The sequence below is a fragment of the Streptomyces sp. NPDC048248 genome (assembly GCF_043201875.1).
Taxonomy (GTDB): domain Bacteria; phylum Actinomycetota; class Actinomycetes; order Streptomycetales; family Streptomycetaceae; genus Streptomyces.
Genome location: NZ_JBICZL010000015.1, coordinates 130,325 through 146,700 on the forward strand (window position 1 = coordinate 130,325; position 16,376 = coordinate 146,700).

Genomic DNA, 16,376 nt, shown 5'->3' on the forward strand with positions numbered 1-16,376 from the left:
GAGAAGCGCCGCCAGTATGCCCACCCGCCACGACATTCGTAACGTAGCCATCGTCGCCCACGTCGACCACGGCAAGACGACCCTCGTCGACGCCATGCTCAAGCAGGCAGGTGCCTTCGCCGCCCACGCCGCCGAGCATCTCGACGACCGCATGATGGACTCGAACGACCTGGAGCGTGAGAAGGGCATCACGATCCTGGCGAAGAACACCGCCGTGAAGTACCACCCCAAGGACGGCGGGGACCCCGTCACGATCAACATCATCGACACCCCCGGCCACGCCGACTTCGGTGGCGAGGTCGAGCGCGGCCTGTCGATGGTGGACGCGGTCGTCCTCCTCGTCGACGCCTCCGAGGGCCCGCTGCCCCAGACCCGCTTCGTGCTGCGCAAGGCGCTGTCCGCGCGGATGCCGGTCATCCTGTGCATCAACAAGACCGACCGTCCCGACTCCCGGATCGACGAGGTCGTCAACGAGACGTACGACCTCTTCCTCGACCTGGACGCGGACGAGGAGCAGATCGAGTTCCCGATCGTCTACGCCTGCGCCCGTGACGGCGTCGCGTCGCTGACCAAGCCGGAGGACGGCACCGTCCCGGCCGACAGCGAGGACCTGCTGCCGTTCTTCAGCACGCTGCTGGAGCACGTCCCGGCCCCGCAGTACGACGACTCGCTGCCGCTGCAGGCCCACGTCACCAACCTCGACGCGGACAACTTCCTCGGCCGTATCGCGCTGCTCCGCGTCGAGCAGGGCGAGCTGAAGAAGGGCCAGACCGTCGCGTGGATCAAGCGTGACGGCACGATGTCCAACGTCCGCATCACCGAGCTGATGATGACCGAGGCGCTCACCCGCAAGCCCGCCGAGAAGGCGGGCCCGGGCGACATCTGCGCCGTCGCCGGTATCCCCGACATCATGATCGGCGAGACGCTGGCCGACCCGGAGAACCCGATCGCGCTGCCGCTGATCACGGTCGACGAGCCGGCCATCTCGATGACCATCGGCACGAACACCTCGCCGCTGGTCGGCAAGGGCGGCAAGGGCCACAAGGTCACCGCCCGCCAGGTCAAGGACCGCCTGGACAAGGAGCTGATCGGTAACGTCTCGCTCCGTGTCCTGGACACCGAGCGTCCCGACGCCTGGGAGGTCCAGGGCCGTGGCGAGCTGGCGCTGGCCATCCTCGTCGAGACCATGCGCCGGGAAGGCTTCGAGCTGACCGTCGGCAAGCCCGAGGTCGTCACCAAGGAGGTCGACGGCAAGCTGCACGAGCCGATCGAGCGCCTGACGATCGACTCCCCCGAGGAGCACCTCGGTGCGATCACGCAGCTGATGGCCACCCGCAAGGGCCGCATGGAGACCATGACCAACCACGGCTCCGGCTGGATCCGTATGGAGTGGATCGTCCCCTCGCGTGGCCTCATCGGCTTCCGTACGGAGTTCCTGACCCAGACCCGCGGTACGGGCATCGCGCACTCCCTGTTCGAGGGCCACGAGCCGTGGTTCGGCGAGCTGCGCACCCGCCACAACGGTTCGCTGGTCGCCGACCGCTCCGGTTCGGTCACGCCGTTCGCGATGATCAACCTCCAGGAGCGCGGCGTGATCTTCACGGAGCCGGGCACCGAGGTCTACGAAGGCATGATCATCGGTGAGAACTCGCGCTCCGACGACATGGACGTGAACATCACCAAGGAGAAGAAGCTCACCAACATGCGTGCGGCTTCGGCGGACACCACCGAGAACGTGGTCCCGCCGCGCAAGCTCTCCCTGGAGCAGTCGCTGGAGTTCTGCCGCGACGACGAGTGCATCGAGGTCACCCCGGAGACCGTGCGTATCCGCAAGGTCGTCCTGGACCAGAAGGAGCGCGGCCGCACCGCGTCGCGCGCCAAGCGCTGAATCCGCCACCGGACGCCGTCGGCGCCCGGTGCGGAGAACGCCCCGTCGGACCCCGGTCCGGCGGGGCGTTCCGCGTTTGACCCCCATCGAACTGCTGTGGTGCCGACGCCGGTTGAGACTGGCGGAAGCACCGATGTCAGTGGTCCTTGGCAGGATGGCGGCATGACGGAGACCACGAAAATCGAGACCGGCCAGGGCATCGCCACATTGATCAACATCTTCATCGTCGCGCCCGAGCGGCAGGCGGAGTTGGTGGCGGTGCTGAGCCGGGCGACCGAGGAGACGATGAAGGACCGGCCGGGGTTCATCTCGGCGAACATCCATGCCAGCACCGACGGCGAACGCGTCGTCAATTACGCGCAGTGGGAGAGCGAGGAGCACTTCCGGACGATGCTGGCCGACCCGGTGGCCCGCGAGCACATGACGCAGGCCGCCGGCATAGCGGAGAGTTTCGAGCCGCGGATCTTCACGGTGGAGTCCGTGCACCACGCGTAGGAGGCGTCCGCGGCGGGGCGGGCCGGCGGCGCTCACGATCGGGCATACGGGGGGTTTCTCGGGTTTTCGGAGCAGTGGCGGACATCGCCGCAGTGCAGTTCGTCCTCTTTTGGGTTCTTATGTGGGCTAAGTGTGACCGAGGACCTGAGGAGGCACCATGCGTGGAGCCACGCGCGCCCAGTGGGCCGTAGGCGCCGTCGCCCTCGCCCTGGCGGCCACGGCCTGCGGCGGTGGCAGCAGCGGTGGTGCGGACAGCGCCGGGGTGGTCAGTGCCTCCTGGGGGGATCCGCAGAACCCGCTGGAGCCCGCGAACACCAACGAGGTGCAGGGCGGCAAGGTCCTGGAGATGCTGTTCCGGGGGCTCAAGCGGTACAACCCCAAGACCGGCGCCGCGGAGGACGTCATCGCGGAGAAGATCGAGACGACCGACTCGCAGAACTACACCGTGACGCTGAAGGACGGCTGGACCTTCAGCAACGGGGAGAAGGTCACCGCGAAATCCTTCGTGGACGCCTGGAACTACGGCGCGCTGCTCACCAACAAGCAGAAGAACGCGCCGTTCTTCCAGTACATCGAGGGATTCGACGAGGTCCACCCCGAGAGCGGCACCCCGAAGGCCGAGACGATGTCCGGGCTGACGGTGAAGGACGACAAGACCTTCACCGTGAAACTCAACCAGAAATTCTCCAGCTGGCCGGACACCCTCGGCTACTCGGCCTTCATGCCGCTTCCGCAGACCTTCTACACCGATCACGACGCCTGGGTGAAGAAACCGGTCGGCAACGGCCCGTACGTCGTGGATTCCTACGTCAAGGGCTCCGCGTTGAAGATGCGCAAGTGGGAGAAGTACCCGGGCAATGACCCGGCTCAGAACGGCGGCATCGACCTGCGGGTCTACACCGACAACAACACCGCCTACACCGACCTCCAGGCGGGAAACCTCGATCTCGTCGACGACGTGCCCGCGGCACAGCTGAAGAACGTCAAGGCCGACCTCGGCGACCGCTATATCAACCAGCCGGCCGGCATCATTCAGACCCTCACCTTCCCCATGTACGACAAGAACTGGAACGGCCCGGGGAAGGAAAAAGTCCGGCGCGGGGTGTCGATGGCGATCGACCGCGCGCAGATCACCGACGAGATCTTCCAGAAGACCAGGACACCCGCAACGGACTGGACCTCTCCGGTGCTCAAGGAGGACGGCGGGTACAAGGCGGGCCTGTGCGGCGACGCGTGCGAATTCAACGCGGACGAGGCCAAGAAGCTGATCAAGGAAGGCGGCGGTCTTCCCGGCGGGAAGATGACCATCAGCTACAACGCCGACACCGGGTCGCACAAGGACTGGGTCGACGCGATCTGCAACAGCATCAACAATTCGCTGGACAGCGACAACGCGTGCGTCGGAGCCCCCGTCGGCACCTTCGCCGACTTCCGCAACAAGATCACGGCGCGCCGGATGACCGGGCCGTTCCGGGCCGGCTGGCAGATGGACTACCCGCTGATCCAGAACTTCCTCCAGCCGCTGTACTACACCAACGCCTCCTCCAACGACGGCAAGTTCAGCAACGCCGAATTCGACAAGCTCGTCAACGAGGCGAATGCCGCGACGGACATCGGTGACGCCGTGCAGAAATTCCAGGACGCCGAGAAGATCCTCGCCGATCAGATGCCGGCCATTCCGCTGTGGTACCAGAACGGCAGCGGCGGCTATTCCGACCGGATCAGCGATGTCGCCCTGAACCCGTTCAGCGTTCCCGTCTACCAGCAGATCAAGGTCGGCTGACGGGGCGGCATCCGCACATGCCCGGTCCGCTCGTACTCCAGAATCCGGAGCCCTCATGGGACGCTATGTGATCCGGCGGCTTCTGCAGATGATCCCGGTGTTCATCGGCAGCACGTTCCTGATCTTCTTCATGGTGTACGCGCTGGGCGACCCGGTTGCCGCGATGTTCGGCGACCGGGCACCCGACCCCGCCACCGCCGCCCAGATCCGCGCCGACCTCTACCTCGACCAGCCGCTGTGGAAGCAGTACCTGCACTACATGGGGCAGATCTTCCAGGGTGACTTCGGCACCGCGTTCAACGGGCAGCCGGTCACCGAGCTGATGGCCGAGGCATTCCCCGTCACGCTGCGGCTCACGCTCGTCGCCGTCGTGATCGAGATGGTGATCGGCCTCGTCCTGGGGGTGTTCAGCGGCCTGCGGCGCGGCCGGACGATCGACACCTCCGTCCTCGTCCTCACCCTGGTCGTGGTCTCCATTCCGACCTTCGTCAGCGGTTACCTCCTGCAATTCCTCTTCGGGGTGCAGTGGAATTGGGTCAAGCCGACGGTCTCATCCGACGCGCCGCTGAACGAACTCCTGCTGCCCGGGGTGGTGCTGGCCCTGGTCTCCCTGGCGTATGTGACGCGGCTGACGCGTACCTCCATCGCGGAGAACACCCGAGCCGACTACGTCCGCACGGCCGTCGCGAAGGGGCTGCCCCGCCACCGCGTCATCACCCGCCACCTGCTGCGCAACTCCCTGATCCCGGTCGTCACCTTCATCGGCACCGACATCGGCGCGCTGATGGGCGGGGCGATCGTCACCGAGCGCATCTTCAACATCCATGGCGTCGGGTTCCAGCTCTACCAAGGAATTCTGCGGCAGAACTCACCGACAGTGGTGGGCTTCGTGACGATCCTGGTCCTGGTCTTCCTCGCCGCCAATCTCGTCGTCGACCTGTTGTACGCCGTCCTCGACCCGAGGATCCGCTATGCCTGAGCCGTACGTACCCAAGGAAGCCATCACCCACGGCGACGGCGGTACCGCCGCGCTGGCCATCGGCGAGGCGGAGTCGCTGGAGCGCGCCCCGTCCGCCGGGCCGCCCGACGGCGCGCCCACCGGCAAGCCGCGCAGCCTGTGGAGCGACGCGTGGCACGACCTGATCCGCAACCCGGTCTTCGTGATCTCCGGGCTGGTGATCCTGTTCCTGGTGATCATCGCCATCTGGCCGCAGCTCATCGCCGACGGCAACCCCTACAAGGCCGACCTGGCGAAGGCGCAGGAAGGCGCCGAGCCGGGCCATCCCTTCGGCTTCGACACCCAGGGCAGGGACGTCTACACCCGGGTCGTCTACGGCGCCCGCGCGTCCATCACCGTCGGCGTCTGCGCCACGGCCGGTGCCGCCCTGCTGGGCAGCCTGCTGGGCGGGCTCGCCGGCTTCTTCGGCGGCCTGGGGGACACCCTGCTCTCCCGGCTCGCCGACATCTTCTTCGGGATCCCGGTGATCCTCGGCGGCCTGGTCTTCCTCTCCGTGGTCGTCAGCTCGACCGTCTGGCCGGTGGTCGGCTTCATCGTGCTCCTGGGCTGGCCGCAGATCTCCCGCATCGCACGCGGCGCCGTGGTCACCGCCAAGCAGAACGACTACGTCCAGGCCGCGCGGGCCCTCGGCGCCGGCAACGGGCGGATCCTGCTGCGGCACATCGCGCCGAACGCCGTCGCGCCGGTGATCGTCGTCGCCACCATCGCGCTCGGTACGTACATCGCCCTGGAGGCGACGCTGTCCTACCTCGGCGCGGGCCTGAAGCCGCCCACGGTTTCCTGGGGCATCGACATCTCCGCGGCCTCCACCTTCATCCGCAACGCCCCGCACATGCTGCTGTGGCCTGCCGGGGCCCTGAGCATCACGGTGCTGGCGTTCATCATGCTCGGCGACGCGGTGCGCGACGCCCTCGACCCCAAGTTGCGCTGAGGAGCCGGCAGATGACCGACCACGACCAGTCGCCGCGGGGCGCGGAACCTCCGCTGCTCGACGTACGGGACCTGCGGGTGGAGTTCCGCACCCGGGACGGTGTCGCCAAGGCCGTCAACGGCGTCACCTACCGCGTGGTGGCGGGGCAGACGCTGGCGGTGCTCGGCGAGTCCGGATCCGGCAAGTCCGTCACCGCCCAGGCCGTCATGGGCATCCTCGACTCCCCGCCGGGCTATGTGACCGGCGGGGAGATCTTCTTCCAGGGGCGCGATCTGCTCAAGCTCGGCAATGACGAGCGCCGCAAGATCCGCGGCGCGAAGATGGCGATGATCTTCCAGGACGCGCTGTCGTCGCTGAACCCGGTGCTCAGCGTCGGCGCGCAGCTCGGGGAGATGTACGAGGTCCACGCGGGCCTGTCGCGCAAGCGGTCGCGGGCGAAGGCCGTGGAGCTGATGGAGCGGGTCGGCATCCCCGCGGCCAAGGACCGGGTGGGGGACTACCCCCACCAGTTCTCCGGGGGCATGCGGCAGCGCATCATGATCGCGATGGCGCTGGCCCTGGAGCCGGACCTGATCATCGCGGACGAGCCGACGACGGCGCTGGACGTCACCGTCCAGGCCCAGGTGATGGATCTGCTCGCGGAGTTGCAGCGCGAATTCACCATGGGCCTGATCCTGATCACCCACGATCTGGGAGTGGTCGCGGACGTCGCCGACACGATCGCGGTGATGTACGCCGGCCGGATCGTGGAGACCGCCCCAGTCCACCAGCTCTACAAGGCACCCGCGCACCCCTACACCCGAGGGCTGCTGGATTCCATCCCGCGGCTGGACCACAAGGGACGGGAGCTGTACGCGATCAAGGGGCTGCCGCCCAACCTGACGTCCATCCCCTCGGGTTGCCCGTTCCACCCACGCTGCCCGCTGGCGCGGGACGTCTGCCTCACCGACCTGCCCCCGCTGTACGACGTGGGGCCCGGCCGCGCCAGCGCCTGCCACTTCTGGAAGGAGACCCTCGATGGAGCACGGTGACACCGGCCGGGTCGCGAACGGTGGCGGGCAGGGCACGGTGCCCCCGGGGCCGCCGGGACCCCCGCGGCCACCGGAAGGCGCCACCGGGGACGCCGAGCGGCGCCACGAGCCGGAAGGCGTGGCCGTAGGGGCGGTCGGCGAACCTATCCTGGAGATCCGCGATCTGGTCAAGCACTACCCGCTGACCCAGGGCATCGTGATCCGGCGCCAGGTCGGCGCGGTCAAGGCCGTCGACGGCGTCTCCTTCGACCTGCGCAAGGGCGAGACACTGGGCATCGTCGGCGAATCCGGCTGCGGGAAGTCGACCGTCGCCAAGATGCTCGTCGGCCTGGAGCAGCCGACGTCCGGCCGGATCAGCTACCAGGGACAGGACATCGGCAAGCTGTCCGGCCGGGCGCTGAAGGCCGTGCGCCGCAACATCCAGATGGTCTTCCAGGACCCCTACACCTCCCTGAACCCCAGGATGACGGTCGGCGATATCGTCGGCGAGCCCTACGAGATCCATCCCGAGGTGGCTCCCAAGGGCGATCGCCGTAAGAAGGTCCAGGATCTCCTCGACGTGGTGGGCCTCAACCCCGAGTACATCCACCGCTATCCGCACCAGTTCTCCGGCGGCCAGCGCCAGCGCATCGGCATCGCCCGCGGTCTGGCCCTCAACCCCGAGATCATCATCTGTGACGAGCCGGTCTCGGCACTGGACGTCTCCGTGCAGGCCCAGGTCATCAACCTGATGGAACAGCTCCAGGCCGAATTCGACCTCTCGTACGTGTTCATCGCGCACGACCTGTCCGTGGTGCGGCACATCTCCGACCGGGTGGCGGTGATGTACCTCGGCCGGCTCGCCGAGATCGGTACCGAGGTGGAGATCTACGACCACCCCACCCACCCCTACACCCAGGCGCTGCTCTCCGCCGTCCCGGTGCCCGATCCGGAGGCACGCGAGCAGCGTGAGCGCATCCTGCTGACCGGGGACGTCCCCTCGCCCGCCGCCCCGCCCTCCGGCTGCCGGTTCCGCACACGCTGCTGGAAGGCCCAGGACGTGTGCGCGCGGGTGGTGCCGCCGCTCGACGTACCGGACGCGTTCCGGGACGGCGAGACCCCGGCCGCCCACGACTCCGCCTGCCACTTCGCGGAGGAGCGGCACGTGGTGCCCAGCGAGTAGCCGCCGGGCCGCGCGTGCCGCCCGGCCGTGTGCGCCCGCGCGCGAACGCAGGAGCCCGCCTCCCGTCGTACTGCGGGAGGCGGGCTCCTGCCTGTCGTGCAGGCGGCGAGGGCCGGGTCAGAGCGTCTTGTCGGTCTTCCCGGTCCCCTCGGCGGACGCGGCTTCCTCGATCGCGGCCAGTGCCGGGTCGAGGATGATGTCCTCGCCGCGGGCCGCGGTCGTGGGCTCCTCGGGGAAGTGGCAGGCGGTGAGGTGCCCCGCCTCGTTCCCGCCGAGCTGCACGAGCGGCGGCTCCTCGGACGCGCACTTGTCCTGCGCCTTCCAGCAGCGCGTACGGAAGCGGCAGCCGGAGGGCGGGTTGACGGGGGAGGGGACGTCACCGGCGAGGCGGATACGCTCGCGGTCCTCCTCCTCGGACTCCACCAGCTTGGCCTCGGGCACGGCCGAGAGCAGCGCATGGGTGTAGGGGTGGCGCGGCCTGTTGTAGATCTCCTCGCGGCTGCCCACCTCGACAATCTTGCCGAGGTACATCACCGCGACGCGCTCGCTGAAGTGCCGCACGATCGCGAGGTCGTGCGCGATGAACAGGAACGCGATGCCCAGCTCGCGCTGGAGCTTCTGCAGCAGGTTGACGACCTGGGCCTGGATCGAGACGTCCAGCGCGGAGACCGGCTCGTCGGCCACGATCAGCTTCGGTTCGAGCGCGAGCGCGCGGGCCACGCCGATGCGCTGCCGCTGGCCGCCGGAGAACTCGTGCGGGAAGCGGTTGTAGTGCTCCGGGTTGAGACCGACGGTCTCCAGGAGCTCGCGGATCCGCTTCTCCCGGCCGCCGGTCGGGTTGATCCCGTTGATCTCCATAGGGCCACCGATGATGGTGCCCACCGTCTGCCGCGGGTTCAGCGAGGCGTACGGGTCCTGGAAGATCATCTGGATCTGCGAGCGGACCGGCGCCAGCGCCTTGCGGTTGGCGTGCGTGATGTCCTGACCCGCATAGGTGATCTTGCCGGAGGTCGGCTCCATCAGCCGGGTGAGCAGCCGCCCGGTGGTGGACTTGCCGCAGCCCGACTCACCGACCAGGCCGAAGCTCTCGCCCGCGTGCACGGTCAGGTCGACGCCGTCGACCGCCTGTACCGCACCGACCTTCCGCTTGAACGGAAAGCCGCCGTGGATCGGGAAGTGCTTGGTCAGCCCCTCGGCGGTGAGGAGGGGCTCGCCCTGCGGGGGCGCGGCGTCGCGGGGCGCGGGCAGGGTGACGTGGTCTGTCATGGTGGTGGCTCCCTAGCCCAGCCGGGGCTTGATCTGCTCGGTGAAGAAGGTCTGCTTCTGCTCGGGCCCGAGGTGGCACGCGGAGGCGCGTCCCAGCTCCAGTACCGGCCGCTCGTCGGTGCAGCGGCTGCCGCCGACCTCGTGGACGAAACCGCAGCGCGGGTTGAAGGCGCAGCCCGACGGCGGGGTGAGCAGGCTCGGCGGGGTGCCGGGGATCGGGTGCAGGGCCTCGCTGACGTCCGAGGAGAGCCGCGGCATGGAGCTCAACAGGCCCCAGGTGTACGGGTGCTGGGGCTGGGTGAGGATCTCCTTGACGGAGCCCCGCTCCACCGCCCGGCCGGCGTACATCACCAGCAGGTCGTCCGCGGTGTTGGCCACCACGCCGAGGTCGTGCGTGATCAGGATGATCGCGGAGCCGAACTCCTGCTGGAGGTCCTTGAGGAGGTCCAGGATCTGCGCCTGGACGGTGACGTCCAGGGCGGTGGTCGGCTCGTCCGCGATCAGCAGCTCGGGGTTGCAGACCAGCGCCATGGCGATCATGGCGCGCTGGCGCATACCGCCGGAGAACTGGTGCGGGTAGTCGTCCACCCGGAGGGTGGGCTGCGGGATGCCGACCTTGGTCAGCATCTCGATCGCACGCTGCCGGCCCTCGCGCTTGCTGGCGCCGGTGTGCTTGATGAACGGCTCCGCGATCTGCCGGCCGACCGTGTAGTACGGCGACAGCGCGGTCAGCGCGTCCTGGAAAATCATGGCCATCTTGTTGCCGCGGAGCTTTTCCAGGGTCTTCTCCCTGGCCCCGGTCAACTCCTGGCCGTCCAGGGTGATCTCGCCCGCGATCTCGGTCGACTTGGGGTTGTGCAGCCCCAGGACGGCGAGGTTGGTGACGGACTTGCCGGATCCCGACTCGCCGACGATGCCGAGCGTCTGGCCGCGTTCGAGGTCGAAGGAGAGGCCGTCGACCGCCTTGACGATGCCGTCCTCGGTGGAGAACCGCACGTACAGGTCGCGGACGGAGAGGAAGGGGTCCGATCCGGTCGGGACCGGCTTTCCCTCGGTCTTGGTGAGTGTGGTCACTTCAGGCTCTCCTAGGACAGGCGCACGCGCGGGTCGATGAAGGCGTACGTCGCATCCACGATGATGTTGAACACCAGGATCAGGGCGGCGCTGAAGATCAGCACGCCCAGCACCATGGGCAGATCGAGTGTGACGACGGAATTGATCGCCAGCCGGCCGATGCCCGCCAGCGAGAACGTGAACTCGGTGATCATGGCGCCGCCGAAGAGTGACCCCAGGTCCATGCCGAGGATGGTGACGATGGGGATCAGCGAACCGCGCCAGGCGTAGCGCATGAAGACGTAACGCGCCGGCATGCCCTTGGCCTTGGCCGTACGGACGTGCTCCTCCTGGAGCTGCTCGATCATCGTCGAGCGCGACATACGGGTGTACTGCGCGGTGAAGATCGTCGACATGACCAGCCACGGCAGCAGCAGGCCCATGAACCAGCCGGCCGGGTTGCTGGTGAAGTCCACGTACTTCGGGGAGGCCATCACGCCGCTGTAGACGAAGATGCCGAGCACGATCGGGCCGAGGATGTAGATCTGCACCGAGCTGAGGACCATGGACACGCCGGTGACGGCCTTGTCCAGCACCGTGCCGCGCTTCCATGCGGCGAGCAGGCCCGCACCGAGTCCGATGGTCAGGAAGACGACGACACCGCCGATGGCCAGCGACGCCGTGGTGGGCAGCCGGTCCATCATCGTCGACCAGACGTCCTGCTTGGTGGCGAAGGAGTAGCCGAAGCAGGGGGCGTCGCAGCGGCCGATGCTGTAGTCGCGGCCGGTGAAGACACCCGACAGGAAGTCCCAGTACTGCTGCGGCAGGGGCTTGTCGAGGCCGAGGTTCTGGTGGATGAGGGCGATGTTGTCCGCGGTGCAGTTCTTTCCGCAGGACATCGTGGCCGGGTCACCCACGGCGAAGAACACGAAGAAGGTGAAGGCGCTCAGCAGGACGAGTGTGACGACCGCGCCGAACGTCCGGCGAAATAGGAAGGGAAGCATGGCGATTCGCTGCTCTCAGGACGGCGGCGGCAGTGGGTGTGAGGGGTGACGGGGAAGGCCCCGGAGAACGCGCGCTCCGCCGTGCGCGCGCTCTCCGGGCCACCTTCGAAGGTGCCTACTTCTTGACGAACAGCGTGGTCGGGTCGATGTAGCTGGCGTCCACGTTGTAGCGGGCACCGCCGATGTTCGAGCCGTGCAGCTGGAGCACCTTGGTGTAGAACACCGGGGCGGCCGGGTTGACCTTCTCCACGATGTACTTGTGCAGCGTCTCCCACTCCTCGGTCGCCTTGGCCGCGTCCGCGATCTTGGAGATGCGGGCGATCTCGGCGTTCACGTGCTTGTCGTTGACGTGCGAGTAGTTCGAGGCGCCGTCCTGGATCGCGGTGCCGTCGTAGGACGGCGGGATGACGGTGGAGGCGTCGGCCCAGTCCTGGCCCCAGCCGGTCATGTAGATGTCGAAGCCGTTGTCGACCTTGCCCATCTGCTCGTACCAGGAGGCCGCGTCGACCTCCTTCTTCTGCACGTCGAAGCCGGCCTTGGTCAGCGCGTCCTCGATGACGACGGCTTCCTTCTGGCGCGCCTCGGTGTTGGAGTACGCGTAGACGAGCTTCATGCCCGTCTTGCCGGCCTCCTTGAGGAGCTTCTTGGCCTTCTCCGGCTCACCGTTCGGGTGCTTGATCTTGCCGTACGGGTCGTAGCCCTTCTGGTAACCCGCGACGGTCGGGGCGAGCAGACCGCCGGCGACCTCACCGCCGTAGCTGCCGCCGTTGACGCGCATGATCTGGCCGTTCGGCAGCGCGTAGGTGATCGCATCGCGGATCTTCTTGTCCTTGATGCGGTCCATGTTGAAGTTCATCTGCCAGACGTAGGGCTGGTAGCCCTGCACCAGGCGCTTGCTGGCGCTGGCGTTCTCCAGCACCTGCTTGGTCAGCGTCGGCTCCACCGAGTTGGTGAAGCTGACCGCGGTCTTGGCCTCGCCCTGGTCGGCCATCAGGCGCTTGGTGGAGTCCGAGGCCTGGTGGTTGAAGGAGATGTCGTACCCGTCGGGGTACTGGTGGCGCATCGGGTCCGTCTTCGGGTCCCAGTTGGTGTTCTTCACCAGCTTCATGGCCTTGCCGGACTTGAACGAAGCGATCTTGTACGGCCCCGCGCAGACCGGCGCGACGTCGTAGCTCTCCTTCGTGTCCTTGGCGCCTTCCGGGACCGCGCTGTAGCCCGGCATGGTCAGCGCGTACGGCAGCTGGGACTGCGGCTGCTTGAAGTGGAAGACGATGGTCTTGTCGTCCGGGGTGTCCAGAACGCTCTTGGGCAGGTGGTCGCCCTTGTACGGACCGTCCGGCAGCGCCTTGCGGTAGCTGGTGCCCGAGCCCGACAGCCACTGCTGGATGTAGGTCGGACCGTCGGTGATGAACTTCGCGTACTGGCGCTCGAAGGTGTGGCGTATGTCCTTCGAGGTGATCGGCTTGCCGTCGGCGAACTTCACGCCGTCCTTGAGCGTGTACTTCCAGGTCCTGCCGCCGTCGGACATCTGGCCCGAGTCGGTGGCGAGGTCGCCCACCACCGTCGCGTTGCCCTTGTCGTCCTGCTTGAAGGTGGTCAGACCGCGGAAGATCAGCTGCGACAGGACCTTCATGTCGCTGACGTACATCTGCGCCGGGTCCAGGTGGTTGTAGCTGTCACGCTGGTAGACGCGGATGGTGCCGCCGGGCTTGGCGCCCTTGACCGGGACGGCCGGGCCGACCGATTCGGCGGCCTTGCCGAGCGGCACGGCCTTCGACTGGCCCGCGGCGTCCTTGTCGGTCTGCGACTGGTCCTTGCCCGCGCTGCTGCCGCTGCTGCAGCCGGTGAGGGCCAGGGAGCCGGCCGCGAGGGCCACGACCAGTGCGCGTGCTCTGCGCGTAGATAGAGCGTTCATGAGGTTCCAAGCACCTGCCTGTCAGTTGGTGTCCAGATGTGCTGTCCGAGGCATCCGGTGGGAGACCGGCGCGGGGGTGACAGCCGCCCCCCTCAAGTGGACGATCAGCGCCCGGATTTGGGGTCGAAGGCGTCCCGGACCGAGTCCCCGAGCAGGTTGAAGCACAGCACGAAGATCACCATCGCGGCGCCGGGGAACAGCAAGAAGGTCGGGTCGTTCTCGTACACATTGCCGGCCGTGTGGAACAACCGGCCCCAGTCGGGGGTCGGCTCCATGATGCCGACGCCCAGATAGGACAGGCCGGCCTCCGCCGTGACGAACAGCGGGAGCATGTAGGTGCTCTGCACGAGGATCGGCGTCACCACGTTGGGCAGCAGCTCCTTGCGGATGATCCGCCAGGGGGACGCGCCGGTGATCTTCGCGGCCTCGACGAACTCCCGCTCGCGCAGGGACAGCACCTGGCCGCGCAGCAGGCGGGCCAGGCCCATCCAGCCCAGACCCCACTGCACGAGGATCAGGGCCACCACGCGGACGTAGGTGGGCGTCTCGTCGGACGGCGGAACGAAGATCGCCACCACGACCGGCATGAACGCCACGAACGTGAGCTGGCTCGGGAAGGCGAGCAGGAAGTCGATCACTCGGCCGAGCCAGTAGTCGGTCCTGCCGCCCACGTATCCGGCGGTGACGCCGAGAATGGTGCCGGTGATGACCACCAGGATCGTCACCGCGACCGAGATGCCCAGCGAGGTGCGGATGCCGTAGAGCAGCTGGGTGAACAGGTCGCGGCCGAGCGACGGCTCGATGCCGAACCAGAACTCGCCGGACATGCCGCCGTTGGGACCGACCGGGTAGCCGAACTCGTCGAGCAGGTCGAAGTTGTCGTTGCCGTAGAGCGTGTACGGGTCCTTGCCGTACAGCGAGGCGATGACGGGAGCCAGAGCCGCGACGACGAAGAAGGCGAGCACCACGATCGCGCAGACCATGCCGGTGCGGTCGCGCTTGAAGCGCATCCACATCAGCTGGCCAGGAGAACGGCCGACGAGCGCACTGCCCGTACGGTCCTTCTCCTTCTTCAGACCCTCGGGGCCGAGTCCTGGGGTGTCGGACTGGGTAGCCGCGGTCTGGGATGGACTAGTCATCGCGAAGTGCCCCCGCGCAGAGTTCTCTTGGAACATGAGGCGGCGCCGATTCGCACCGCTGGATGAGCGGACTTTCGCAAGTGATTTATGGCGGAGTCAAGGGGATGCGGTGTGCTGATGCGCAGGTCGTCCGCTTCTTGAGCGAAGATTGCGCAGATTGACGCACGGGCGTGCTTGACAGGCGACCGCAATGTACGGCATGGGGGACATATCGCCATCAACTGCTTTAACATGAAGGCAACTTCACTGTCGCAACACCGATATACGGACGCGGCATGCTGAACAACGTACGGCCGTGCGGGTGCCGTAGACCGGTCGGGGCTGCCAGGCGGCGTCCCGGCCGGTCATCGTTTTGTCCGGGTTCGCAGACGCCGGCACCGGCGATGCCGCCCAGCCCCGGCCCCACCCCACCAGCCCGCGCGGGGCGGCCCCGAGGCGCTCGGCCACCCCGGCTGTTGTCCCCGTGCCGGGACAGGAGTAGACCTGCGGTAGGCGCCGCGCGCGGAGAGCGGCGCCGGGAGATACCAGCACATCGACACGGACGGGGGGACAGGCCGTGTCCACACCGCAAGGAAGCGCTCTCACCCGTGGGGCGCGCGGCATCGGCGGCCTGGTCTGCCTGCTGCTCGCGCTGCTCGGCACGGGATGGATCATCAGGGACCTGACCGTCGCCCAGCAGCCCGCGGACGTCTGGTGGACCTGGCTCGGCGAGGCGCGGCGGCCCCGCGAGTTCACCGCCTGGGCCACCTGCGCGCTCGATCCGCTGCTGGTGCTCGGCGCGCTCGCCGCGGCCGTCGCCTCGGTGCGGGACGCCGTTGCCTCTGCGGTGGCCGCGGGCGGACTGCTCGCGATCGCCGTCGCCACGGTCCTGTTGCGGCTGCCGCTGCTGTGGGTCCTGGGGGCGGGCTGGCTGCAAGGGCTGGACAGCGGGCTCACCGGGCAGGCCCGGCTCACCGCCATCGCCCAACTCGCGCTGGCGGTGGTGCTGCTCGTCGTGCTCGCCGCCGGGCGGCGGCCCGAGTATCGGCCGCAGGACGCCTCGTACGGGCTCCCCAGGGGGGCGCACGCGGCCTACGGGGTCGTCGGCCGCGCCCCCTACGGCGCGGCCCCCCAGAAGCCCGGAGGCCCGCGCAAGGGGCCCGCGGTCGCCGCCGGGTGGGCGCTTGGTGCCGCCGGGGCGGCGGTCGCCGCCTGGGAGGTCCACTGGTGGCTCCAGCTCGGCTGGGACACCTACTGCAAGGGACTGATCGGCGACGCCTCCGTCTTCCGCGCCCTGCTGCAGCCTCCGGTCCACTGGCAGGCGCTGGTGCTCGCCCTGCTGGCGGTGCCGGCCGCGGCCGGCACCCTGCGCCGTGCCCCCTGGGCCAGGCCGGCCGCGATGGTGACCGGCGCCCTGCTGGCCTCCCAGGGCGCCGCGACACTCGTCTTCGCCGCGCACACAGGGCAGCTGGCCCGCTTCGCGGTGCTGCCCGCCGCCTCCCGGCTGGAGTTGGGCACCGGGGCCGTGGTGGCGGTCGCCGGGCTGGTCGCGCTGACCGCGGCCGCCCGGCCCGGCGCGCCTGCGGGGCGCACGACGCCGGGGGACGCGGTGGTGGCCTACGGGCCGGCCGCGGGCGACCTGCGACCCCGGCACGCCCCGCCCCCGCCGTCGAGGCTGCCGCCCGGCTGGTGAGATCGGGCGGCACCGACGA

At 68.3% G+C, this 16,376-nt stretch carries 13 protein-coding genes; 8 read left to right on the forward strand and 5 right to left on the reverse strand.

All coding sequences use genetic code 11. The annotated features are described in order from the left end of the window. Positions 1 to 16: 16 nt before the first annotated feature. The 7 genes from typA to ACGFZW_RS29810 all read left to right on the forward strand — a co-directional run bounded on the left by typA (position 17) and on the right by ACGFZW_RS29810 (position 8,308). The gene (gene typA, locus ACGFZW_RS29780; protein ID WP_393896345.1) at positions 17 to 1,888 is read left to right on the forward strand and encodes a translational GTPase TypA; all 1,872 of its coding nucleotides are present in this window, start codon (positions 17 to 19) and stop codon (positions 1,886 to 1,888) included. A 162-nt stretch (positions 1,889 to 2,050) separates the two neighbouring features. Further along, entirely contained in the window at positions 2,051 to 2,383 is a 333-nt protein-coding gene (locus ACGFZW_RS29785; RefSeq protein ID WP_393896346.1) for an antibiotic biosynthesis monooxygenase family protein, read from the forward strand. A 157-nt stretch (positions 2,384 to 2,540) separates the two neighbouring features. Next, a complete protein-coding gene (locus tag ACGFZW_RS29790; protein WP_393896347.1) occupies positions 2,541 to 4,166 on the forward strand; it encodes an ABC transporter substrate-binding protein in 1,626 nt (541 codons plus the stop codon). A 55-nt stretch (positions 4,167 to 4,221) separates the two neighbouring features. Continuing rightward, complete coding sequence (locus ACGFZW_RS29795; RefSeq protein ID WP_393896348.1) at positions 4,222 to 5,145, forward strand: ABC transporter permease; 924 nt, start codon at positions 4,222 to 4,224, stop codon at positions 5,143 to 5,145. Next, entirely contained in the window at positions 5,138 to 6,115 is a 978-nt protein-coding gene (locus ACGFZW_RS29800) for an ABC transporter permease (protein WP_393896349.1), read from the forward strand. The genes ACGFZW_RS29795 and ACGFZW_RS29800 overlap by 8 nt, the downstream gene beginning before the upstream one ends. A gap of 11 nt (positions 6,116 to 6,126) precedes the next feature. Beyond that, positions 6,127 to 7,146, forward strand: a complete 1,020-nt coding sequence (locus ACGFZW_RS29805) for an ABC transporter ATP-binding protein (RefSeq protein ID WP_393896350.1) — start codon at positions 6,127 to 6,129, stop codon at positions 7,144 to 7,146. Beyond that, positions 7,133 to 8,308, forward strand: coding sequence for an ABC transporter ATP-binding protein (locus ACGFZW_RS29810; RefSeq protein WP_393896351.1), 1,176 nt, complete (start codon positions 7,133 to 7,135; stop codon positions 8,306 to 8,308). The genes ACGFZW_RS29805 and ACGFZW_RS29810 overlap by 14 nt, the downstream gene beginning before the upstream one ends. Before the next feature lie 117 nt (positions 8,309 to 8,425). On the opposite strand, the gene ACGFZW_RS29815 is transcribed toward ACGFZW_RS29810, so the two are convergent. The 5 genes from ACGFZW_RS29815 to ACGFZW_RS29835 all read right to left on the reverse strand — a co-directional run bounded on the left by ACGFZW_RS29815 (position 8,426) and on the right by ACGFZW_RS29835 (position 14,685). After that, entirely contained in the window at positions 8,426 to 9,574 is a 1,149-nt protein-coding gene (locus tag ACGFZW_RS29815) for an ABC transporter ATP-binding protein (protein WP_393896352.1), read from the reverse strand. A gap of 12 nt (positions 9,575 to 9,586) precedes the next feature. Then, positions 9,587 to 10,648, reverse strand: a complete 1,062-nt coding sequence (locus tag ACGFZW_RS29820) for an ABC transporter ATP-binding protein (RefSeq protein WP_393896353.1) — start codon at positions 10,646 to 10,648, stop codon at positions 9,587 to 9,589. 11 nt (positions 10,649 to 10,659) lie between these two features. Further along, positions 10,660 to 11,631, reverse strand: a complete 972-nt coding sequence (locus tag ACGFZW_RS29825) for an ABC transporter permease (RefSeq protein ID WP_393896354.1) — start codon at positions 11,629 to 11,631, stop codon at positions 10,660 to 10,662. A 115-nt stretch (positions 11,632 to 11,746) separates the two neighbouring features. Further along, positions 11,747 to 13,546 carry an ABC transporter substrate-binding protein gene (locus ACGFZW_RS29830; RefSeq protein ID WP_393896355.1) on the reverse strand — a complete coding sequence of 600 codons (1,800 nt, stop codon included), beginning with the start codon at positions 13,544 to 13,546 and terminating at the stop codon, positions 11,747 to 11,749. Positions 13,547 to 13,650: 104 nt separating this feature from the next. Beyond that, a complete protein-coding gene (locus tag ACGFZW_RS29835) occupies positions 13,651 to 14,685 on the reverse strand; it encodes an ABC transporter permease (protein WP_393896356.1) in 1,035 nt (344 codons plus the stop codon). Positions 14,686 to 15,241: 556 nt separating this feature from the next. On the opposite strand from ACGFZW_RS29835, the gene ACGFZW_RS29840 reads away from it, so the two are divergent. Further along, on the forward strand, positions 15,242 to 16,357 hold the full coding sequence (locus ACGFZW_RS29840) for a hypothetical protein (protein ID WP_393896357.1): 1,116 nt from the start codon (positions 15,242 to 15,244) through the stop codon (positions 16,355 to 16,357). The last annotated feature ends 19 nt before the right edge of the window (positions 16,358 to 16,376 follow it).